Raw genomic sequence first — 17109 nt, forward strand, 5'->3', positions numbered from 1 at the left:
CAGACGATATGGATCTATCGGCGTGGTCGAGATCCAGAGAACCTGATCAGGGGCCCGCTCGTCCACACCTGACCGGCGCGAAGTTGGCACAAATTCGTGGCAAAGTCAGCGGCAATTCCGCCCACGAGTTAGGACCGCATCCGTGCCGACCCTGCTGCATCTCGACTCCTCCGCCGATCTGAAGAACTCCGTCAGCCGCGCCCTGACCGCGCGCTTCGCCACCGCCTGGACCGAGAACAGCACCGATCACCTGGTCGTGCGCCGCGACCTCCACCTCGACCCGCTGCCGCACCTGCCGACCAGCGCACTGCACTGGGCGCCCCGGCTGCGGGCCCCCGAGGAGGTCGTGCCCGCCGGCGCCGAGCAGCTTCAGCAGGTCCTCATCAGCGAGCTGCTCAACGCGGACGTCGTGCTGATCGGCGCCCCGATGTACAACTGGAGCATGCCGTCCACGCTCAAGGCGTGGATCGACTACGTGCACGTCGGCGGCATCACCTCGTCCATCGACAAGCCGGCCCAGCCGCTGGCGGGCAAGCCTCTGGTCGTGGTCTCCACCCGCGGGGCCGCGTACGGGGCGGGTGCACCGGGCGAGCCGATCGACCACGAGATCCCGAGCATCATCCAGTCCCTGGGGACCTCGATGGGTATGGACGTCACCGTGGTCACCACCCAGCTGACCCTGGCCACGCGTCTGCCGGCCCTGCACGAGTTCGCCGGTCAGGCCGCGGACGAGATGGAGAAGGCCGCCGCCGCGATGACCGACCTGGCCCAGAGCCTGGGCAGCCGCTAGAGCCACCTGGAACCCGGCCCCTGACGCCGGGTCCCGGCACCAGGAAACAATTCAGTGGATGAACGGCAGCGCGGCCGCCAGTACCGAGCCGAACGTGGCCGCACTGAGCGCCGCCACGCCGACCACGGCCCGGCGCTGACGAGAACGACGGCGACCTCGCAGGTCACGACGGTGAGGTAACCCGTGCGGATCGGTGCTGGGCACCGATCGCTGACGACGGCTTGAGGTCCCCCAGCCCCAGGAGGACCGGGATGTGCCCCCCGCGTGTCTCCCCAAGGGAGCCGGCATCGGCTCCACGGTCGGGTCGAGCAGGGACGGGATCCCGAAGTCCGCGGCCAGTTCCTCCAGCGCGCCGGGAGCACCCGCCGCCTGAAGCACGTGCCGGTGCCGCGACGGCGCGGGCACGCCGATGTCGGGCGACTCGGGCGCCGTGCGCAGGGGCGCGGGCAGGTTCACCTGGGTGACGTGGTAGCCGGTGGCGTCTTCACCCAGTTCGTGGAACTGACGCAGATGACCGGCCACCTCACCGGCGTCCGGCCGCAGTTCGGGATCGCTGTCGGTCATGGCCGTGAGCAGCCCGGCCAGTCCGGCAGGGATGTCGACGTCGATACGCGGCGGGTTGTGCAGTCGCGCGACCGCCACGACCACCGGGTCCCCGTCGAAGGCCGGCCGGCCGCTGAGCGCCTCGATGAGCACCAGCCCGAGCGAGTAGATGTCGCTGGACTCGCGGATCTCCTCACCCCGCACCTGTTCCGGGGAGAGATATCCGGCCGTGCCCATGGTCAGACCGGTACCGGTGAGCCGCTCGGCACAGTCCAGGGCCCGGGCCACGCCGAAGTCACCGAGCTTGATCGTGCCGTCGTTGCCGAGAAGAACGTTGCTGGGCTTCAGGTCGCGGTGCACGATGCGCTGGGAGTGCACGTAGTCGAGGGCCTCGCCCAGACTGGCGCCGACCAGGCTCACATCGTGCGCGGACATCGGCTTCGGGCGGCATCGACGGCTCAGCGTCTCGCCCTCGACCAGTTCCATCGCGATGTACGGCTCGTCGCCGAGGGTCGCGGCGTCGTAGAGCGACACCAGACCCGGGTGGTCCAGACCGGCCAGCGTGGCAGCCTCCGAGGTGAACCGGGCCCGGTTGACCTCGTCTTCCAGTGCCATCTGATGCAGCACCTTCAGCGCCACATCACGCTCACGTTCACAGTCCCTGGCCCGGTAGACCAGGCCCATGCCACCTTTACCGATCACGTCCCCGAGCGTGTACCGGCCGGCGAGCAAGGGGGGCTCAGGCTCAAGGGTGTCCTGCACGCTGCCTCCTCCGCGAGTCCGTCCGCGGGTGTCACTGTGCCGGTGATCGGTGGGGACGGCACTTCGGGAGGTTCCCGCCGCCCCACCGGGAGTCCGCCCGCGCCGGCGTCGGCCCGGCGGAACCGGACCTGGACGTGCCTCCCGGTGCGGGCGCATCGGGAGGCACGAACAGCATCGGTCGATGGGGCTCCGGCGACCTGGTGGTGGACTGGTAAGGGAAAGGCCCGTCAGTTCCCGGCGGCCTGGTACTGCTCGATCACGTGAGCCGGAATACGGCCCCGCTCGGAGAGTTCGTATCCGTTGCTCGCCGCCCAGGCCCGCACGGCGCGGTTGTCGACACCGGTCGAGACCTGCTTCAGGGCTGACTGTTTACGCCCCCCGACCCGGCGCGCGGCATCCTGCCACGGGGCGAAGGCCTTACGCAGGGCTGCTGCATTCTTCTTGGTCATATCGATCTCGTACTCGACCCCGTCGATGCTGAAAGCCACGGTTTCGTCGGCCTGCTGCCCGGTCATGTCGTCGAGCAGCTCGGTTACTGTCCTGGTCGCCATGGCTATATATTTTCTCTTTCTGACGGTCCCGTCAAAGCCCGACACATTTCGGTTCCCCCTCTTTTCGGGCCCCCGAATTATCCGCCGGGCCTCGGATTCACGATTCGGCGGCAGGCCCACGTCGTCACGATATTTTTCCGGGTCCGCATCTGGCCGGCGACCAGGAAACGGGGAACCAGGAGAAACTCAGGCGGTCGACCCGGCCGATTTCCTGAGCTCCGGACAGTACGGAAGCAGAGAAGTCCGCCGGTTCGGGCCATCACTTTCCGCGACGCGATTGTCACATCCGGCCATGACGGGCCGGTTTGACCGGCAAGCGGACGACCATAGACGGGGTAAAACCATCATTGACTTGCCCGGACGTTCAAGTCTTGACTGACGCCATGCGGGCATACCGACCGATCGCTGACCGGCGTCGGCAACTCATCGACACCGGTCTGGCCATCGGCGAGAGGGAAGGCGTGGCGGCGGTGACCGCACGCCGGGTCGCCTCGGAGGCCGGTGTCTCCCTGGGCCTCGTCTCCTACTGCTTCGCCACCAAGGACGATCTGACCGTCGCCATGGCCCAGCGCATCGCCGAGGACACGGCCGAGGTGGCGGACGAACCACTGGAGCTCGCCCCGCGCGACTCCGTGGCGCACGAGCGTTCCAGCGAACTGGAGCGCGCCCTGAACGCGGCCCTGAAACGACTGTGGGACCTGCACGAAGCCGCTCCGGGGCGCCAGCTCCTGACGTACGAGATCACCACCCGGGCCCTGCGCGAGCCCCGGCTGAACGATGTGGCCCAGCTCCAGTACGACACCGCGGTGCGCTCGTGCGGCGGGGTGCTGCAACACGTGGCCGACCTGGTCGGCGCCACCTGGGACCGCGACGTGGAAGAGGTCTCGAGCCTGGCCGTGATGGCCATCGACGGCGCCACCCTGAGATGGCTGGTGGACAAGGACTCCGAGGCCGCCCTGCGAAGACTCAGCGACGTCGCCCGCCTGCTCACCACCATGGCGCACTGACGCCACCGGTCACCGTGCGGCCGGCGGGCTCACGACCGGCTCCGGCTCCCCGTCCCGCCCGGACGGGATGAAGAAGGACAGCACCAGCGGTACGGCGCTCAGGCCGACGATCCACCGGAACGTCGTGGCGAAGGCATCGGTGGGCGCGGTGGCGTCGTTCAGCAGGCGCTGCAGGATCACGGCTACCACGGCCACGCCGAACGGCGCCCCAACTCGCTGCACCACACTGAATGCGGCACTGCCACGCGGGATCTCGGCGTGGTTCAGGTTCGAGAAGGCCAGCTCCATCACCGGGAAGGTGGTGGCGGCGAACCCCAGACCCTGGGCGAACTGCGCCGCCAGCAACCACGGGGTCGAAGCGGCCAGGGCGAACGGCACGGCACCGAGCGCGGTCAGCAACACCCCGCCGGCCACCACGACCCGGCCGTCCAGACGCTGGGCGGGAACCCGGACGACGAGGACGAAGAAGATCGTGCCGAGGCCCTGGGTGATGAGCAGGACGCCGGTGTGCATCACCGATTCGCCCCGCACCTGCTGGTAGTAGAGCGGCAGCAGGAACGACAGGGCATAGGTGGAGAACCCGCCGGCGAAGGTGATGACGCTGCCGATCCCGAAGCTGGGACGCGCGAAGAGACGCACATCGACGAGGGCGGTCCCGGGGGCGCGCAGTGAGGAGGCGGTGAAGGCGGCCAGCAGGGCGACACCCGCGACGAGTGGGCCCCAGGCGCTGTTCGCAGCGAAGCCCTCATCACCCGTGGCCTGGCTGATGCCCAGGGCCACGGCCACCACGCCGGGCGTGAGGAGCAGGAAACCGGGCAGGTCGAAGCGGTGACCCCGGTGGCCGGGCTCGGCGGGCAGCAGCCTCGGGCCCACCACCAGGGCGACCAGGCCGACCGGCACGTTCACGAAGAACAGCCAGTGCCAGCTCAGCGACTCGACGATGGCGCCGCCCAGCACGTTGCCCAGCATCGGGCCGAGCAGACCGGGCAGCGCGACCACGGCCGTGGCCCTGCCCAGACGCTTCGGCCCGGCCGCCCGGGTGGCGATCGACATGGTGACCGGCATGACCATGCCGCCACCGATCCCCTGCAGCACCCGGGCCACGACCAGCTGGTCGAGCGACCCGGCCAGACCGCACAGCAGCGAGCCGGCCAGGAACACCCCGATCGCCAGCAGCCAGGCGTTGCGCGCACCGAAGCGCTCCGACAGCCAGCCACTGAGCGGGATCACCGAGACGAAGGCCAGTAAGTAGCCGGTCGAGACCCATTGCGCCTGCGACACCGAGGCGCCGAAGGTCAGGCGCAGGTGATCGAGGGCGATGTTGACGATCGTGGTGTCGAGCAGGGTGACGAACGCGCCGAGGGCGAGAACGGCGCTGATCAGCGTCAGCCGTCTGTCCGTGACCGACCCGGACCCGACCGCCCGGGCCTCATCGACGTCCACCATTTTGCTCATCGCTCTACCTCCATGACCTGCACCAACGTGAGACGAACGATGTTCGCTACAAACACCGTACGGCACGAACACCGTTCGCTCAACGCTGAGGCCATATGCTGCGGGGATGGCAGAACGAGCACCGGTGAGCCGTCGGGAACGTCCGGCGAAACCGGCTCTCAGTCAGGGCGCGATCGTGGATGCCGCGCTGGAACTGCTCGACGCGGAGGGCCTGGACGGCGTGAGCATGCGCCGGGTGGCCCAGAAACTCGACACCGGCGCCGCCTCGCTCTACGTCTACGTGCGTAACCGCGAGGAACTGATCGAGCTGCTCTGGGACCGGGTGGCCGGCGACATCGTGCTGCCCGCACCCGATTCCGGCGACTGGCGTCAGCGGTTGAGCCAGCTCGCCCTGACCTCCATCGAGACGCTGTCCCGGCACCGCGACCTGGCCTCGGCCAGCCCGATGATCACGCAGTCGCCCCTCGGGCCGAACTCCCTGCGCCTGTCCGAGGCGATGCTGGGACTCCTCGCGGAAGGCGGTCTTTCGCGGCGTACGCGGGTCTGGGCCGGAGACCTGATCGCGCTGTACATCGCCTCGACCGCCTCGGAGGAGGCCGTCCGCGCCACCGCGAAGAACCCGGAGCAGGACGACCGCACGATGCAGCACTTCCGGGCGCTGGATCCGCAGATGTACCCGCACCTCCACGACGTGGCCGAGGAGTTCACCACCCTGGGTGAGGAGAACCGCGAGGAGCGGCGACGGTGGATGGTGGACACGCTGATCAGCGGCGTCCTCGCCGCCACCGGCAGCTGACGAGGACCCCGGTGGAGTCCCGCCTCTCCTCTACCGATAGGCTACGAGCCTGGTCAGAGGCCCATCTGAAGCGTCGGCGTCCGGGTGATCCGTCCCCGGCCCGGCGGACCTCTCTCCCACTTCCCGGAGATGGCTTGGGTCCTGCTCGGACTTCGATGACCCGTCACGGCCCTCGGGAGGACGAGAACAATGAACGGCGTTCAGCTACTGCTGGTGGTGATCGCGGCCATCGCGGTGACCGGGCTGGCCCACCGAAAAGGGCTACAGCCTCCGTTGGTGGTGCTCGTCGTGGGGCTCGCGGCCTCGTTCATCCCCGGCATGCCGCAGCTCGAGCTCGAACCGCACATCATCCTCGGCATCGTCCTGCCCCCGCTGCTCTACTCCACGGCGCTGGACTTCTCGGTGCCCAAGTTTGTGCAGAACATCCAGCCGATCCTGCGGCTCGGTGTGGTGCTGGTCCTCGTCACGGCGTTCGTGGTGGCCGGGGTGGCCTGGAAGGCCGTACCGGAGATGACCTTCGGCGCGGCCCTGGTGCTCGGGGCGGTGGTCGGGCCGCCCGACGCCGTCACCGCGGTGGCGATCGGCCGCTCCCTGGGTGTGCCCAACCGGGTGATGACGATCCTCACCGGTGAGAGCCTGATCAACGACGCCGCCGCCCTGACGCTGTTCAGCGTGGGGGTCGCCGCGGTCACCGGCAGCCACACCGTGGTCGACAACCCGGCGCTGTTCTTCGTCTACACCTCGGTGGTCGGCACCCTGGTCGGCCTGGTCCTGGCCGTAGTGGTGCTCTGGATCCGCAAGCGCCTGCACGACCCGGGCCTGGAGACCGTGCTCGGCCTGGTCGTGCCCTTCTCGGCCTACCTGCTGGCCGAAGAACTGCACGGGTCCGGCGTGCTCGCCGTGGTGATGGCCGGCTTCTGGGTGGGGCACAACTCCACCACCGCGGGCTTCGCCACCCGGCTGCAAGAACGTCAGCTCTGGAGCAGCATCGACGCCCTGCTCGAGGCCTTCGTCTTCGCCTACATGGGCCTGCAGATGAAGTTCATCATCGACGATGTGTTCGGGACCCACCACGAGCCGGTCGGCCTGGTGCTCAGCGCCTCGCTGCTGGTCCTGCTCACGGTGATGGTCATCCGCCCGGTGTGGATCTTCGCCTTCGCCAGTGGGAAGAAGCTGATCCGCCAGGGTCTGCGAACCGCTCCCGCACCGGAGAACCAGCGCGTCGACTCCGGGCTCCGGCCGGCCACCGCCAAGGCCGGCACCCGCGGTGCGACCTGGCAGACCAACGCACTGCTCTCCTGGACCGGCATGCGGGGCGTGGTCACCCTGGCCGCCGCGGCCGGTGTGCCGGTGCTGACCGAGGCCGGCGAACCGTTCCCGGGTCGCTCGGTCATCCAGTTCACCGCGTTCGTGGTGGCCGTCGGCACCCTGCTGATCCAGGGCCTGACCCTGCCGATCCTGGTGAAGAGGCTGGACATCTCCAGCGAGGTCGAGCACGCCAAGGAGATGCAGGAACGCACCTACGCCCGGGAGGTGTCCCGTGCCGCCTCGCGGCAGGCGGTGAAGGACACGCTGGCCGATCCGCCGGACGGGTGTGACCCGGCCCTGCTGGAGGGGATCGCCGAGCGGTTCCGGCACGCCCAGGAGACTCGCGAGGACCTGCTGCCGGACGACGAGGACGACCCCGCCCTGCGGGAACTGGCCCGCAAGGACCTGACCCGGGGCGTGCGCCTGCTGCGTCAGCGCATGCTCACGGCCCAGCGCCAGGCGCTGATCGCCGAGCGTGACGCCGGCAACCTCGACGACGAGGTGCTGCGGGACCTGCTGGAACAGCTCGACTACGAAGAGGCCGCCACCGCCACGAGCTTCGCGGCGCGCATGTAGCTCGTCAGGCGGGCAGGTCCACGGCCACCGTGGTGCCGCGGCCCGGGGCGGAGTCGACGCGGATCGCACCGCGGTGCGCGTCGACCACGCCCTTCACCACGGCCAGGCCCAGCCCGGTGCCGGGAATGCCGCGCTCCGTCGCCGACCGGGCCCGGAAGAACCGGGTGAAGAGCTTGGCCTGTTCCGCCTGCGAGATGCCGATGCCCTGGTCACGCACCTCCAGCCGCACTCCCGACGGGATCGCGGACACCTCCAGCACCACGACGTCCGGGCGGCGCCCGAGCGGACGGGAGCCGGCCCGCTCGGGCCGCGGCGAGAACTTCACGGCGTTGTCCAGCAGGTTCACCAGCACGCGCTCCAGTTGCGAGGCGTCACCCGCCACGACCGGCAGCCGATCGGCCAGCCGCACCTGGATCGTCAGGCCGGCCTGACGGGCCGCCGGCTCCACCGTGGCGACCGACGACTCCACCAGGTCAGGAAACGAGATGGCCTGGAACTGACCGGATCCCGCGGGCCCCGCCTCGGTCCGGGAGAGCACCAGAAGATCTTCGAGCAAATTGAGGACGTTCACACTGTTCCGGTCGATGATGTCCAGAAACTTGTGGCTGAGTTCGGGATCCATTCCCGGCCCGCCCTCGCGCAGCATCTCCACGTAGCCCCGCACCGAGGCCAGCGGGCTGCGCAGTTCGTGACTCACGGCGGCGACGAAATCGGTCTTCATCCGGTCCATCTCACGCAGCTGGTTGTTGCCGGCCGCCAGCTTCTCGGCGCGCGACATGATGTCGGCCCGGGCCGCCCGCAGGTCGTACTCCACCCGCTTCTGCTTCGTGATCTCGGTGTAGATGGCACCGATGCCGAAGATGTCCCCGTCGTCGTCGCTGATCGGGTAGCGCACACAGAGCAGGCTGCGCGCCCCGTCGGGCCCCCGGAACTCCTCCTCGCGCTCCACCACGATCGACGTGTGCAGGCAGCGAGCATCGAGTTCGGTCATCTCGCGGGCCTTCTCGGCCGGGAAGATCTCCGCGTCGATCTTGCCGAGCAGGCTCAGCGGGGCCATGTCGCAGAGCATCTCGAACTGCCGGTTGGCCAGCAGGTAGCGCCCGTCCACCGCCTTCACGCTGATCGCCGCCGGGGAGTTCTTCACCAGCCCGGCCAGGATCGCGGAGATCTCCCGCTCGCGGCGCTGCGCCTCCCGCTTCTCAGCGGTGAGGCGGCGGGTCTCCAGCGCATGATCGATGGCCGGCCCGAGCCGGGCAAGACGGTCTTTCAGCAGATAGTCGACAGCGCCCAGGCGCAGCGACTTCACGCAGGTCTCCTCGTCCATCGCCCCGCTGACCACGATCACCGGCACCTCGAGGTGCAGCTCGTTCAGGGTGGCCAGCACGGTCGGCGCGTCGAGACCGGGGAGCGAGTAGTCGCAGAGGATCACGCCGGGCGGCGGGTCGAGGGCGGCCAGCATCGTGTCCATGCTGTCCACCCGGGTCCAGTCCGGGCCGAAGCCGGCGCGGACCAGCTCCGCCACCATCAACTCCGCGTCGGCCGGCTGGTCCTCAATGATGAGCAGCCGAAAACTCCTACTCACGAAATGCTTTCCCCCGTTTGATCTGATCCGGCCGCAGCAACCCGACCACACCCGCGACCACCTGTGCAAGCACGGCGAACCCCTCGTCCGTACGTTGCGACGGCGTCGTCGGTGCAGGCCAGGTCGTGGGACCGACCGCTGGCGGACGCGGTGACCAGTAAACACCCGGTCGCCGGATCGGCCGGGCCGAATCGCCGAGCCCGGCGGGTTTACTGCGCGGGGCGGCGTAGGGCCGGGGGGAGGTAGGCCGCGCCCGGCCCGGCCTGGGCCGCCCGGTCTTCGGCGTTGGAGATGCGGCAGCGGGCCAGGGAGAGACAGCCGCACCCGATGCACGAGTCGAGCTTGTCGCGCAGGGCGGTGAGTGCATCGATCTGCTCGTCCAGGCGCCGCGACCAGGACCGCGAGATGCCGGTCCAGTCGGCCTTGGTCGGGGTGCGGGCGGCGGGCAGACGATCCATCGCGTCACGCACCTCGTCCAGCGAGAGGCCGACACTGCGGGCCGCCCGGATGAACGCCAGCCGGCGCAGCACCGCGCGCTCGTAGCGCCGCTGCCCCCCGGAGGTGCGGGTGGCGCAGATCAGGCCCTCTCGCTCGTAGAAGCGCAGCGCCGAGGCGGCCAGGCCACTGCGCTGGGTCAGCTCGCCGATCGTGAGCAGCTGATCGGCCCGTGGCTTCTCGTCGGAAGTCATGCGGTCAGGGTACTAGACCTGAAGTTGAATTCAACTAGCAAGATGCTGATGAAGCGAAAACCACTCGAACTCGGGAGAAGACATGCCCGTCGCACTCATCACCGGTGCCTCCAGCGGTCTCGGACTAGCCCTGACCAGCACCCTGTCCCAGGAGGGGTGGGAGGTCGTCGTCGATGCCCGGGGCGCCTCCCGGCTGACGCACGCGGTCGGCGACCTGCCCCGCGTCCACCCGCATCCGGGTGACGTGACCGACGCCCGCCACCGCCGCGAACTGGTCTCCGCCTGCACCGAACTCGGTGGCCTCGACCTGCTCGTCAACAATGCCGGCGGTCTCGGCCCGAGTCCGCTGCCGTCGCTGGGCGAGTTCCCGCTCAGCTCGCTGGAAGACCTGTTCCGGGTCAACGTGATCGCGCCACTGGGCCTGATCCAGCTCGCGCTGCCGGTGCTGGCCGAGCGCCACGGCACGATCGTCAACATCACCTCGGACGCGGCCGGCGCGGTCTACCCGGGCTGGGGCGGCTACGGATCCACCAAGGCCGCGCTCGAGCAGATCAGCGCGGTGCTCGGCGCGGAGTGCACCGGCAGCGTCCGGGTCTACGCGTTCGACCCCGGCGACCTGCGAACCCCGATGCACCAGGCTGCTTTTCCGGACGATGACATATCCGACCGGCCACTGCCGGAGACCGTGGCCCCGGCCTTCCGGCAGCTGATCGCGCAGCGCCCGCCGAACGGGCGCTACCAGGCGTCCACCGGGGGACGCCTGGGGGCTACGGCATGAGCGCCATCACCTTCGCCCTTCCGCACGACGCCGGGGCGACCGAGCCGCCGGAGGCCCGGGGCCTGGCCCGCGACCACGTCCGTCTTCTCGTCGCCCACCGCGACCAACTGCACGACATCACGTTCCACCAGATCGGCGATCACCTGCGTCCCGGTGACCTGCTCGTGGTGAACACCTCCGCGACCCGGGCGGCGGCACTCGACGGTGAGCACCACCGCCTCGGGCCGGTGGTCGTGCACCTGTCCACCGAACTGCCCGACGGCGCCTGGGTGGTGGAGGTGCGCAGCGCCCCGGACGGCGCCGAACGGGTACGCACATGCGTGCCCGGCGACCGGATCCAGCTGGCCGGTGGGCCGAGGGTCCGGCTGACCGCCCCGCACGGCCGCTCCGACCACCGCCACGGAACCCGGCTCTGGCGCACCGAGCCGCTCACCGACGTCCCCTTGTTCCCCGATGCCCGCCCGATCCGCTACGGCTACCTGAAACGACCCTGGCCGCTGGAAAATTACCAGACGGTGTTCGCCGACCCGCGCGATCGGGGCGCGAGTGCCGAGATGCCCAGTGCCGGGCGTCCGTTCACCACCGAACTAGTGACCCGGCTGGTAACCAGAGGAATTCGTCTGGCCCCGATCACCCTGCACGCCGGGGTCTCGTCGCTGGAGACCGGTGAGGCACCCCCGGCCGAGCCCTACCGGGTGCCGGAATCGACCGCGGCCCTGGTGAACTGGACCCGCCGGACGGGTGGACGCGTCGTCGCTGTGGGTACCACCGTCACCCGTGCGCTGGAGGCGGCCACCGGGCCGGACGGCCGAGTACGACCGACGCGAGGCTGGACAGACCTGGTCATCTCGCCCGCGAACCCGGTGCGCACGGTGGACGGGCTGATCACCGGCTGGCACGACCCGGAGGCGTCGCACCTGCTCATGCTCGAGGCCGTGGGCGGGACGGAGCTGGTGCAGGCGGCCTACCACCGGGCCGCGAGCAGCGGATACCGCTGGCACGAGTTCGGCGACAGCTGCCTGCTCCTCCCCTGAAAGCCCTCGTGATCATGCAAAACCTCCCCGGAGTTCTATAACTCCAAGCCTCACAGTTCTAGAACGCCGGGGAGGTTTTGCATGATCACGGCAAGGGGAGTGGGCTAGCACTTGGGTGAGAAGAGGGTTGTTGCTAGTTCACCCTGTAGCCCATTCGGGCTTACGTCGATGCGGTGGGGAGTCGGGAGGCAGGTTGCCCTCCGGCGGCAAACCGTCGTACGACCGAGGAGACCGACATGAGCAGCATCGTCGTTGTGGACGACGACTCCGACATCCGGGGTCTGCTGGAATTCAAGCTGTCTGCGGCCGGTCACACGGTGACCGCCGAGGCCGACGGGGAGGCCGGACTGGCCGCCATCATGGACGTCCACCCGGACGTCGTGGTGCTGGACTGGATGATGCCGCGCATGAGCGGCATCGAGGTCTGCCTGGAACTGCGCAAAGACCCTTCGATGGCCGACATCCCGGTACTCTTCCTCACCGCGAAGGCCCAGGAGTCGGACGTCCAGCGGGGCTTCGCCGCCGGCGGCAACGACTACGTGATCAAACCTTTCAGTCCGCGCGAGCTGTCCAGCCGGATCGACGCGCTGCTGGCCCGGACACCGAGGTGAGCACCGAGGCGATCCTCCTGATCGCCGCGACCCTCAACCTGGTCCTGATCATCGGGCTCTCGCTGAGCACCGCCCTGCTGAAGGCCCGGCGGGAGCGCCGGGCCAAGCGGCACGAGGAGGAGCTGGCCCTGCTCCGGCCGGTGATGATGCGGTACCTGGCCACCTGGGAGGACGGCGACGCGCACGACCTCGCCGACATGCTCATCGGGTACCGCGGCGTCACCACCTCGTTCGAGGAGCTGGTGGCGGGGCTGCTGCCGAAGCTGCGGGGTGCTGACCGGAGTGTTCTGGTCGACATCCTGCGGCGACGCGGCACCATCGACGAGGCCCGGCTGAACACCTCTTCGCGGGTCGCCGTGCGGCGGTACCGCGCCGTCGAGCTGCTGGGCGCGGCCGGGGTCAGTGAAGGGATCCCGGAGGCGGCGAAGTTACTGGCCGACCACAGCACCGACGTGCGGCTCGCCGCCGTGCGGGCGCTGGGCCGGATCGGCACCGGTGAGGCCGGCGCCGCCCTGCTGGAGCACCTGGACTCCGAGGAGGGGCAGAAGTACCCGCTTCCGCCCCACCCGGTGACCATGGCGCTGCTGCGCATCGGGGCCGACGCCACCCAGGCGCTGACCCGGGCGCTGGATGCGGAACAGGTCGAGGTCCGCACCATCGCCGCCGAGGTGCTCGGTGTGCTGGGTGTCTACCCCGCGGTGTCCGAGCTGCAGATCCGGATGCGGGTCGATCCCAGTGTCTCGGTGCGGCTCGGCGCCACCCACGCCCTCGGGCGTCTCAGCATGCCCAGCTCGGTCGACGACCTGACCGCGATGCTGCGCACGGAGGAGGACGTCGAGGTCCTCGCCGCGGCTTGTAACGCACTCGGCCGGATCATCGATCCGGCCTCCATGCCCGAGCTGGAACAGGCGGTCGCACACCCGCACCCCACCGTCCGGGTGGCTGCCGCCATGGCTCTGGTGCCGTTCGGGGAGACCGGTCTCGACCGGCTCCGCGAGATTGCGCAGCGGGACGCCGCGGGTGGTGACGCGGCACGGGAGGTCCTTGCGAGGAACTCGATCGCCACGAACACCACGCCGCTGATCTCGCTGTAGAGGGGCCACTCATGAGAGATTTCCTGGAATCCGTCGTCATCGGGTTCAACTCGTTCGTCATCATCTATTTCCTGGCGCTGAACTCGCTCTACCTGGTGATCGTGCTGATCGCGTCCCGGGCGCAGCGGCGCGCCCAGCGGATGTCGTCGGAGACGGCCCTGGAAGACCTGTTCGCCAATCCACTGACACCCGGTGTCTCGGTCCTCGTCCCCGCCTACAACGAGGAACCGAGCATCGTGTCGAGCGTGCACTCGATCCTCGACCTGCGTTACCCCCAGCTCGAGGTGGTGATCATCGACGACGGCTCCACCGACGGCACTTTCGATGTCCTCCAGCAGGAGTTCGAGCTCCAGCCCAGCACCCGGGTCGCAGCCGGCGTGGTGGAGACCGTGGGCACGGTGAACTCCGTGCACATCTCCCGGGACGGCCAGATCGTGGTCATCCGCAAGGAGAACGCCCGTCGCCGCGGTGACGCCCTGAACGTGGCGCTGGAGTACTCCCGCTATCCGCTGGTCTGCATGATCGACGCCGACTCGGTGCTGGAGAAGGACGCACTGATGCACGTGGTGCGGCCCTTCGTCGACGACCCGGAACGAGTGGCCGCCACCGGCGGCGCCATTCGCCCGATCAACGGCTGCCCCACCGAACGCGGAATGATTCTCGAGAAGCGCCTCCCGAAGGCCTGGGCACCCCGCATCCAGGTGGTCGAGTACCTGCGCTCGTTCCTGCTCGGCCGGGTCGGCTGGTCGGCCTTCAACGGCCTGATGATCATCTCCGGCGCGTTCGGCCTGTTCCGTCGTGACCTGGTGCAGCAGATCGGTGGCCTGACGGCCGACTCGCTGGCCGAGGACGCCGACCTGGTGAACAGCCTGCACCACCGCCTGCGTCACGAGAAGCAGGACTACCGGATTGTTTTCGTACCGCACCCGGTGTGCTGGACCGAGGTGCCGGAGAATCTGAAGATCCTCGCCCGGCAGCGTCGCCGGTGGTCGCACGGCCTGCTCGAGGTGCTGTGGCGCTTCCGCGGGATGATCGCCAACCCCCGCTACGGCCGGATGGGCCTGCTGGTGCTGCCCTACTACGTGGTCTTCGAGCTGCTCACCCCGGTCGTGGAGATCCTCGGCCTGATCTGCCTCCCCCTCGGGATGGCCTTCGGCATCCTGAACTGGCAGGCAGCCGTGCTTTACGCACTGGTGGCCATCGGCTACGGCATCCTGCTCTCGGTCGTGGCGATCGTGGTGGACGACCTGTCGTACCAGACCTACCGGCGCTGGAAGGATCTCGGCATCCTGCTGGTCGCCGCCTTCCTGGAGAACTTCGGGTTCCGTCAGCTGCACGCCTTCTGGCGTCTGCGGGGCCTGTGGTCAGGTATCCGCGGCTCGAACGCGGCCTGGGGTGAAATGCCCCGGGTCGGATTCAAGGAGACGAGCGGGGCATCGGCCAGTTGAGCACCAGACCCGGGCACGACGGACGACGTCGTGTCCGGGTCGCTGGGCGTCACTTCCGTCGGGGCAGCCGCACGGTAACGGTGCTTCCCTCTCCCAGAACCGAATCCATGTCCACCGAGCCGCCGTGGTTCTCGACGATCTCGCGGACCACGGCCAGTCCGAGACCGGTACCCGGAATCTTGTGCGCGGCATCGCTGGCCGAGCGGAAGAAGCGGTTGAAGAGCTTCGGCAGTTCCTCGGCGGAGACCCCGAGACCGGAGTCGACCACCTTGATCACCACCTCGCTCCCGCTGGCCTCGCCCCGGACCACGACGTCTCCACCCGACTGGGAGAACTTGACCGCATTGCTCAGGAGGTTCAGCAGCACCCGTTCCAGCTGCGAGCGGTCGCCGAGTACGGGCAGCGCGCCCGGGGTCTCGAGGAACAGCCCGACGCCCGCGGTCTCCGCGCTGGGCTTCAGCACGAGCAGGGCACCCTCGGCCAGATCGGTCAGGTCGACCTCGACGAACTCGTGCGTGAGCGTACGCGAGTCGATCTTCGAGAGCAGCAGCAGGTCTTCGACCAGGTTCAGCAGCCGGCGCGCGTTGCGGTCGATGATGTCGAGCATCTTCGCCGTCTGGATGTCGGCGCCGTCCACCTCGTCGAGCAGCAGTTCGGCGTAGCCGCGGATGCTGGTCAGCGGGGTACGTAGCTCGTGGCTGACCGACGCGACGAATTCGGTCTTCAGCCGGTCGACCTCACGCAGCTCGGCGTTCGCCACGTCGAGCTGCTCGTTACGGCCCTCCAGCTCGGTGCGGGCCTGGCGCAGATCGGCCTCGATGCGCTTCTGCTCGGTGATGTCGACAAGGATCGAGCCGACCGCGAACACCGTGTCGGTGCCGTCGCGCACGGGATACCGCACGGCGTGGAACGTGCGCTGCTCGCCGTCGACCGTGAACATTTCCTGCCGTTGCAGCACCTCGACCCCGGACGTGCGGATCGGGGCGGCGCCGGCCAGCGGCGGATGGTCGGTGGAGAGCTGGTTGTACAGGTCGTTGCTGACCATCGTGTTGCCGCTGAGGTTCTGCACGCTGATCGCGGCGACCGAGTTCTCGACCAGGCCGAGCAGGATGTTCATCGTCTCGTCGCGACGCTGCTCGGCCAGCCGGGCCACCCGGTCGAGCTCACGCCGGGCCAGCGCATGGTCGATCGCCGGGCCGAGCCGGCTCAGCCGGTCTTTCAGCAGATAGTCGGCGGCCCCCAGGCGCAGCGAGTTCACGCAGGTCGCCTCGTCCATCGTGCCGGAGACGACGATCAGCGGCAGTTCGGGCGACTTGGCCTGGAGGATCGCCAGCGCGTCGGGCGCCGTCATCGTGGGCAGCGTGTAGTCGCAGATCACGACCTCGGGCTCGTCGTCGAGGGCGCGCAGGAACTTGCCCGCCGTGTCGACGACGGTCGCCACCGGGTCGTATCCGGCCCTCCGGACCTCCGAGAGAATGAGCTCGGCGTCCGGCGGGAAATCCTCAGCGACCAGCAGGCGCAGTGGTGTTGGCACGTGGGTACTCCGTCGGTGTTCGGTTCAGGGCGACCCAGTAACGTCCGACGTCCGCGATGGACCGGAAGTACTCGTCCATGTCGACCGGCTTGACGACGTAGCTGTTGGCGCCGAGGGCATAACTGTCGAGGATGTCCCTCTCCTCGGCGGAAGACGTCAGCATCACCACCGGCACGACGGCCAGCTGGGGTACCGAGCGCAGCTCACGCAGCACCTCGACACCGGACATCCGCGGCATCTTCACATCGAGAAATATGGCCCGGGGCAGGTCGTTCGGGTCGGCGTCGGACCAGCGGCCGCGGCAGCAGAGCCGGTCGATCGCTTCCGGACCGTCCCGGGCCTCTTCCACCCGGCCGTGGAACTTGTTGCGCCGCAGCGCGTGCTGAAGCAGCTCACGGTCTTCGGCCGAGTCGTCGACGAGCAGGATCCAGTCCTGGTGCCCCTGGTTCACCGTGGTGCCCCCGGCCAGACCGTCACCGTTGTCGCGCAAGGAGTTCTCATGTGCCGCCCGCTCCCCAATGGTCTTCCTCACAGCACGAAGCCGGGGCCGG

The 17109-nt window shown here is 69.0% G+C and carries 16 protein-coding genes; 9 read left to right on the forward strand and 7 right to left on the reverse strand.

Annotated features, from left to right (window positions below; translation table 11 throughout):
* Nucleotides 1-142: 142 nt before the first annotated feature.
* The gene (locus LR393_RS08885; RefSeq protein WP_231483089.1) at nucleotides 143-790 is read left to right on the forward strand and encodes an FMN-dependent NADH-azoreductase; all 648 of its coding nucleotides are present in this window, start codon (nucleotides 143-145) and stop codon (nucleotides 788-790) included.
* Nucleotides 791-841: 51 nt separating this feature from the next.
* Here LR393_RS08885 and LR393_RS08890 read toward each other — a convergent pair whose 3' ends face one another.
* Nucleotides 842-2095, reverse strand: coding sequence for a serine/threonine-protein kinase (locus LR393_RS08890; protein ID WP_231483090.1), 1254 nt, complete (start codon nucleotides 2093-2095; stop codon nucleotides 842-844).
* Between the two features lie 227 nt (nucleotides 2096-2322).
* Entirely contained in the window at nucleotides 2323-2646 is a 324-nt protein-coding gene (locus LR393_RS08895) for a histone-like nucleoid-structuring protein Lsr2 (protein WP_231483091.1), read from the reverse strand.
* A gap of 383 nt (nucleotides 2647-3029) precedes the next feature.
* Here LR393_RS08895 and LR393_RS08900 point away from each other — a divergent pair, with 383 nt between their 5' ends.
* Nucleotides 3030-3653, forward strand: coding sequence for a TetR/AcrR family transcriptional regulator (locus tag LR393_RS08900; protein ID WP_231483092.1), 624 nt, complete (start codon nucleotides 3030-3032; stop codon nucleotides 3651-3653).
* A gap of 9 nt (nucleotides 3654-3662) precedes the next feature.
* Here the strand turns inward: LR393_RS08900 and LR393_RS08905 are convergent, their stop codons facing one another.
* A complete protein-coding gene (locus tag LR393_RS08905; protein WP_231483093.1) occupies nucleotides 3663-5108 on the reverse strand; it encodes an MDR family MFS transporter in 1446 nt (481 codons plus the stop codon).
* A 106-nt stretch (nucleotides 5109-5214) separates the two neighbouring features.
* Between LR393_RS08905 and LR393_RS08910 the strand changes: the two genes are divergently transcribed.
* Both LR393_RS08910 and LR393_RS08915 read left to right on the forward strand, forming a co-directional pair.
* Complete coding sequence (locus LR393_RS08910; RefSeq protein ID WP_231483094.1) at nucleotides 5215-5904, forward strand: TetR/AcrR family transcriptional regulator; 690 nt, start codon at nucleotides 5215-5217, stop codon at nucleotides 5902-5904.
* Nucleotides 5905-6093: 189 nt separating this feature from the next.
* Nucleotides 6094-7788 carry a Na+/H+ antiporter gene (locus tag LR393_RS08915; RefSeq protein WP_231483095.1) on the forward strand — a complete coding sequence of 565 codons (1695 nt, stop codon included), beginning with the start codon at nucleotides 6094-6096 and terminating at the stop codon, nucleotides 7786-7788.
* A 4-nt stretch (nucleotides 7789-7792) separates the two neighbouring features.
* Here LR393_RS08915 and LR393_RS08920 read toward each other — a convergent pair whose 3' ends face one another.
* Entirely contained in the window at nucleotides 7793-9370 is a 1578-nt protein-coding gene (locus LR393_RS08920) for a sensor histidine kinase (RefSeq protein WP_231483096.1), read from the reverse strand.
* A gap of 209 nt (nucleotides 9371-9579) precedes the next feature.
* The gene (gene soxR / locus LR393_RS08925; RefSeq protein WP_231483097.1) at nucleotides 9580-10059 is read right to left on the reverse strand and encodes a redox-sensitive transcriptional activator SoxR; all 480 of its coding nucleotides are present in this window, start codon (nucleotides 10057-10059) and stop codon (nucleotides 9580-9582) included.
* 82 nt (nucleotides 10060-10141) lie between these two features.
* On the opposite strand from soxR, the gene LR393_RS08930 reads away from it, so the two are divergent.
* From LR393_RS08930 to LR393_RS08950, 5 genes are all read left to right on the forward strand, one after another.
* Nucleotides 10142-10837, forward strand: a complete 696-nt coding sequence (locus LR393_RS08930) for an SDR family NAD(P)-dependent oxidoreductase (protein WP_231483098.1) — start codon at nucleotides 10142-10144, stop codon at nucleotides 10835-10837.
* Nucleotides 10834-11871: an S-adenosylmethionine:tRNA ribosyltransferase-isomerase gene (locus tag LR393_RS08935; protein WP_231483099.1), complete on the forward strand. Its 1038-nt coding sequence runs from the start codon at nucleotides 10834-10836 to the stop codon at nucleotides 11869-11871. Before LR393_RS08930 ends, LR393_RS08935 begins: the two co-directional genes overlap by 4 nt.
* A gap of 236 nt (nucleotides 11872-12107) precedes the next feature.
* Nucleotides 12108-12482: a response regulator transcription factor gene (locus LR393_RS08940; protein WP_231483100.1), complete on the forward strand. Its 375-nt coding sequence runs from the start codon at nucleotides 12108-12110 to the stop codon at nucleotides 12480-12482.
* Nucleotides 12479-13576: a HEAT repeat domain-containing protein gene (locus LR393_RS08945; RefSeq protein ID WP_231483101.1), complete on the forward strand. Its 1098-nt coding sequence runs from the start codon at nucleotides 12479-12481 to the stop codon at nucleotides 13574-13576. The genes LR393_RS08940 and LR393_RS08945 overlap by 4 nt, the downstream gene beginning before the upstream one ends.
* A gap of 11 nt (nucleotides 13577-13587) precedes the next feature.
* Nucleotides 13588-15024, forward strand: coding sequence for a glycosyltransferase family 2 protein (locus LR393_RS08950; RefSeq protein WP_231483102.1), 1437 nt, complete (start codon nucleotides 13588-13590; stop codon nucleotides 15022-15024).
* A gap of 49 nt (nucleotides 15025-15073) precedes the next feature.
* Here the strand turns inward: LR393_RS08950 and LR393_RS08955 are convergent, their stop codons facing one another.
* Both LR393_RS08955 and LR393_RS08960 read right to left on the reverse strand, forming a co-directional pair.
* A complete protein-coding gene (locus tag LR393_RS08955; protein ID WP_231483103.1) occupies nucleotides 15074-16558 on the reverse strand; it encodes an ATP-binding response regulator in 1485 nt (494 codons plus the stop codon).
* Entirely contained in the window at nucleotides 16527-17090 is a 564-nt protein-coding gene (locus tag LR393_RS08960; RefSeq protein ID WP_231483104.1) for a response regulator, read from the reverse strand. Before LR393_RS08960 ends, LR393_RS08955 begins: the two co-directional genes overlap by 32 nt.
* Between the last annotated feature and the right edge of the window lie 19 nt (nucleotides 17091-17109).

Source organism: Kineosporia mesophila, from assembly GCF_021129235.1.
Taxonomy (GTDB): Bacteria; Actinomycetota; Actinomycetes; order Actinomycetales; family Kineosporiaceae; genus Kineosporia; species Kineosporia mesophila.

Bases quoted from the DNA above. Each gene is read 5' to 3' on its own strand.
- LR393_RS08895 (WP_231483091.1), bottom strand. From the start codon at position 2,646: ATGGCGACCAGGACAGTAACCGAGCTGCTCGACGACATGACCGGGCAG.
- LR393_RS08900 (WP_231483092.1), top strand. From the start codon at position 3,030: ATGCGGGCATACCGACCGATCGCTGACCGGCGTCGGCAACTCATCGAC.
- LR393_RS08905 (WP_231483093.1), bottom strand. From the start codon at position 5,108: ATGAGCAAAATGGTGGACGTCGATGAGGCCCGGGCGGTCGGGTCCGGG.
- LR393_RS08910 (WP_231483094.1), top strand. From the start codon at position 5,215: ATGGCAGAACGAGCACCGGTGAGCCGTCGGGAACGTCCGGCGAAACCG.
- LR393_RS08915 (WP_231483095.1), top strand. From the start codon at position 6,094: ATGAACGGCGTTCAGCTACTGCTGGTGGTGATCGCGGCCATCGCGGTG.
- soxR (WP_231483097.1), bottom strand. From the start codon at position 10,059: ATGACTTCCGACGAGAAGCCACGGGCCGATCAGCTGCTCACGATCGGC.
- LR393_RS08930 (WP_231483098.1), top strand. From the start codon at position 10,142: ATGCCCGTCGCACTCATCACCGGTGCCTCCAGCGGTCTCGGACTAGCC.
- LR393_RS08935 (WP_231483099.1), top strand. From the start codon at position 10,834: ATGAGCGCCATCACCTTCGCCCTTCCGCACGACGCCGGGGCGACCGAG.
- LR393_RS08940 (WP_231483100.1), top strand. From the start codon at position 12,108: ATGAGCAGCATCGTCGTTGTGGACGACGACTCCGACATCCGGGGTCTG.
- LR393_RS08950 (WP_231483102.1), top strand. From the start codon at position 13,588: ATGAGAGATTTCCTGGAATCCGTCGTCATCGGGTTCAACTCGTTCGTC.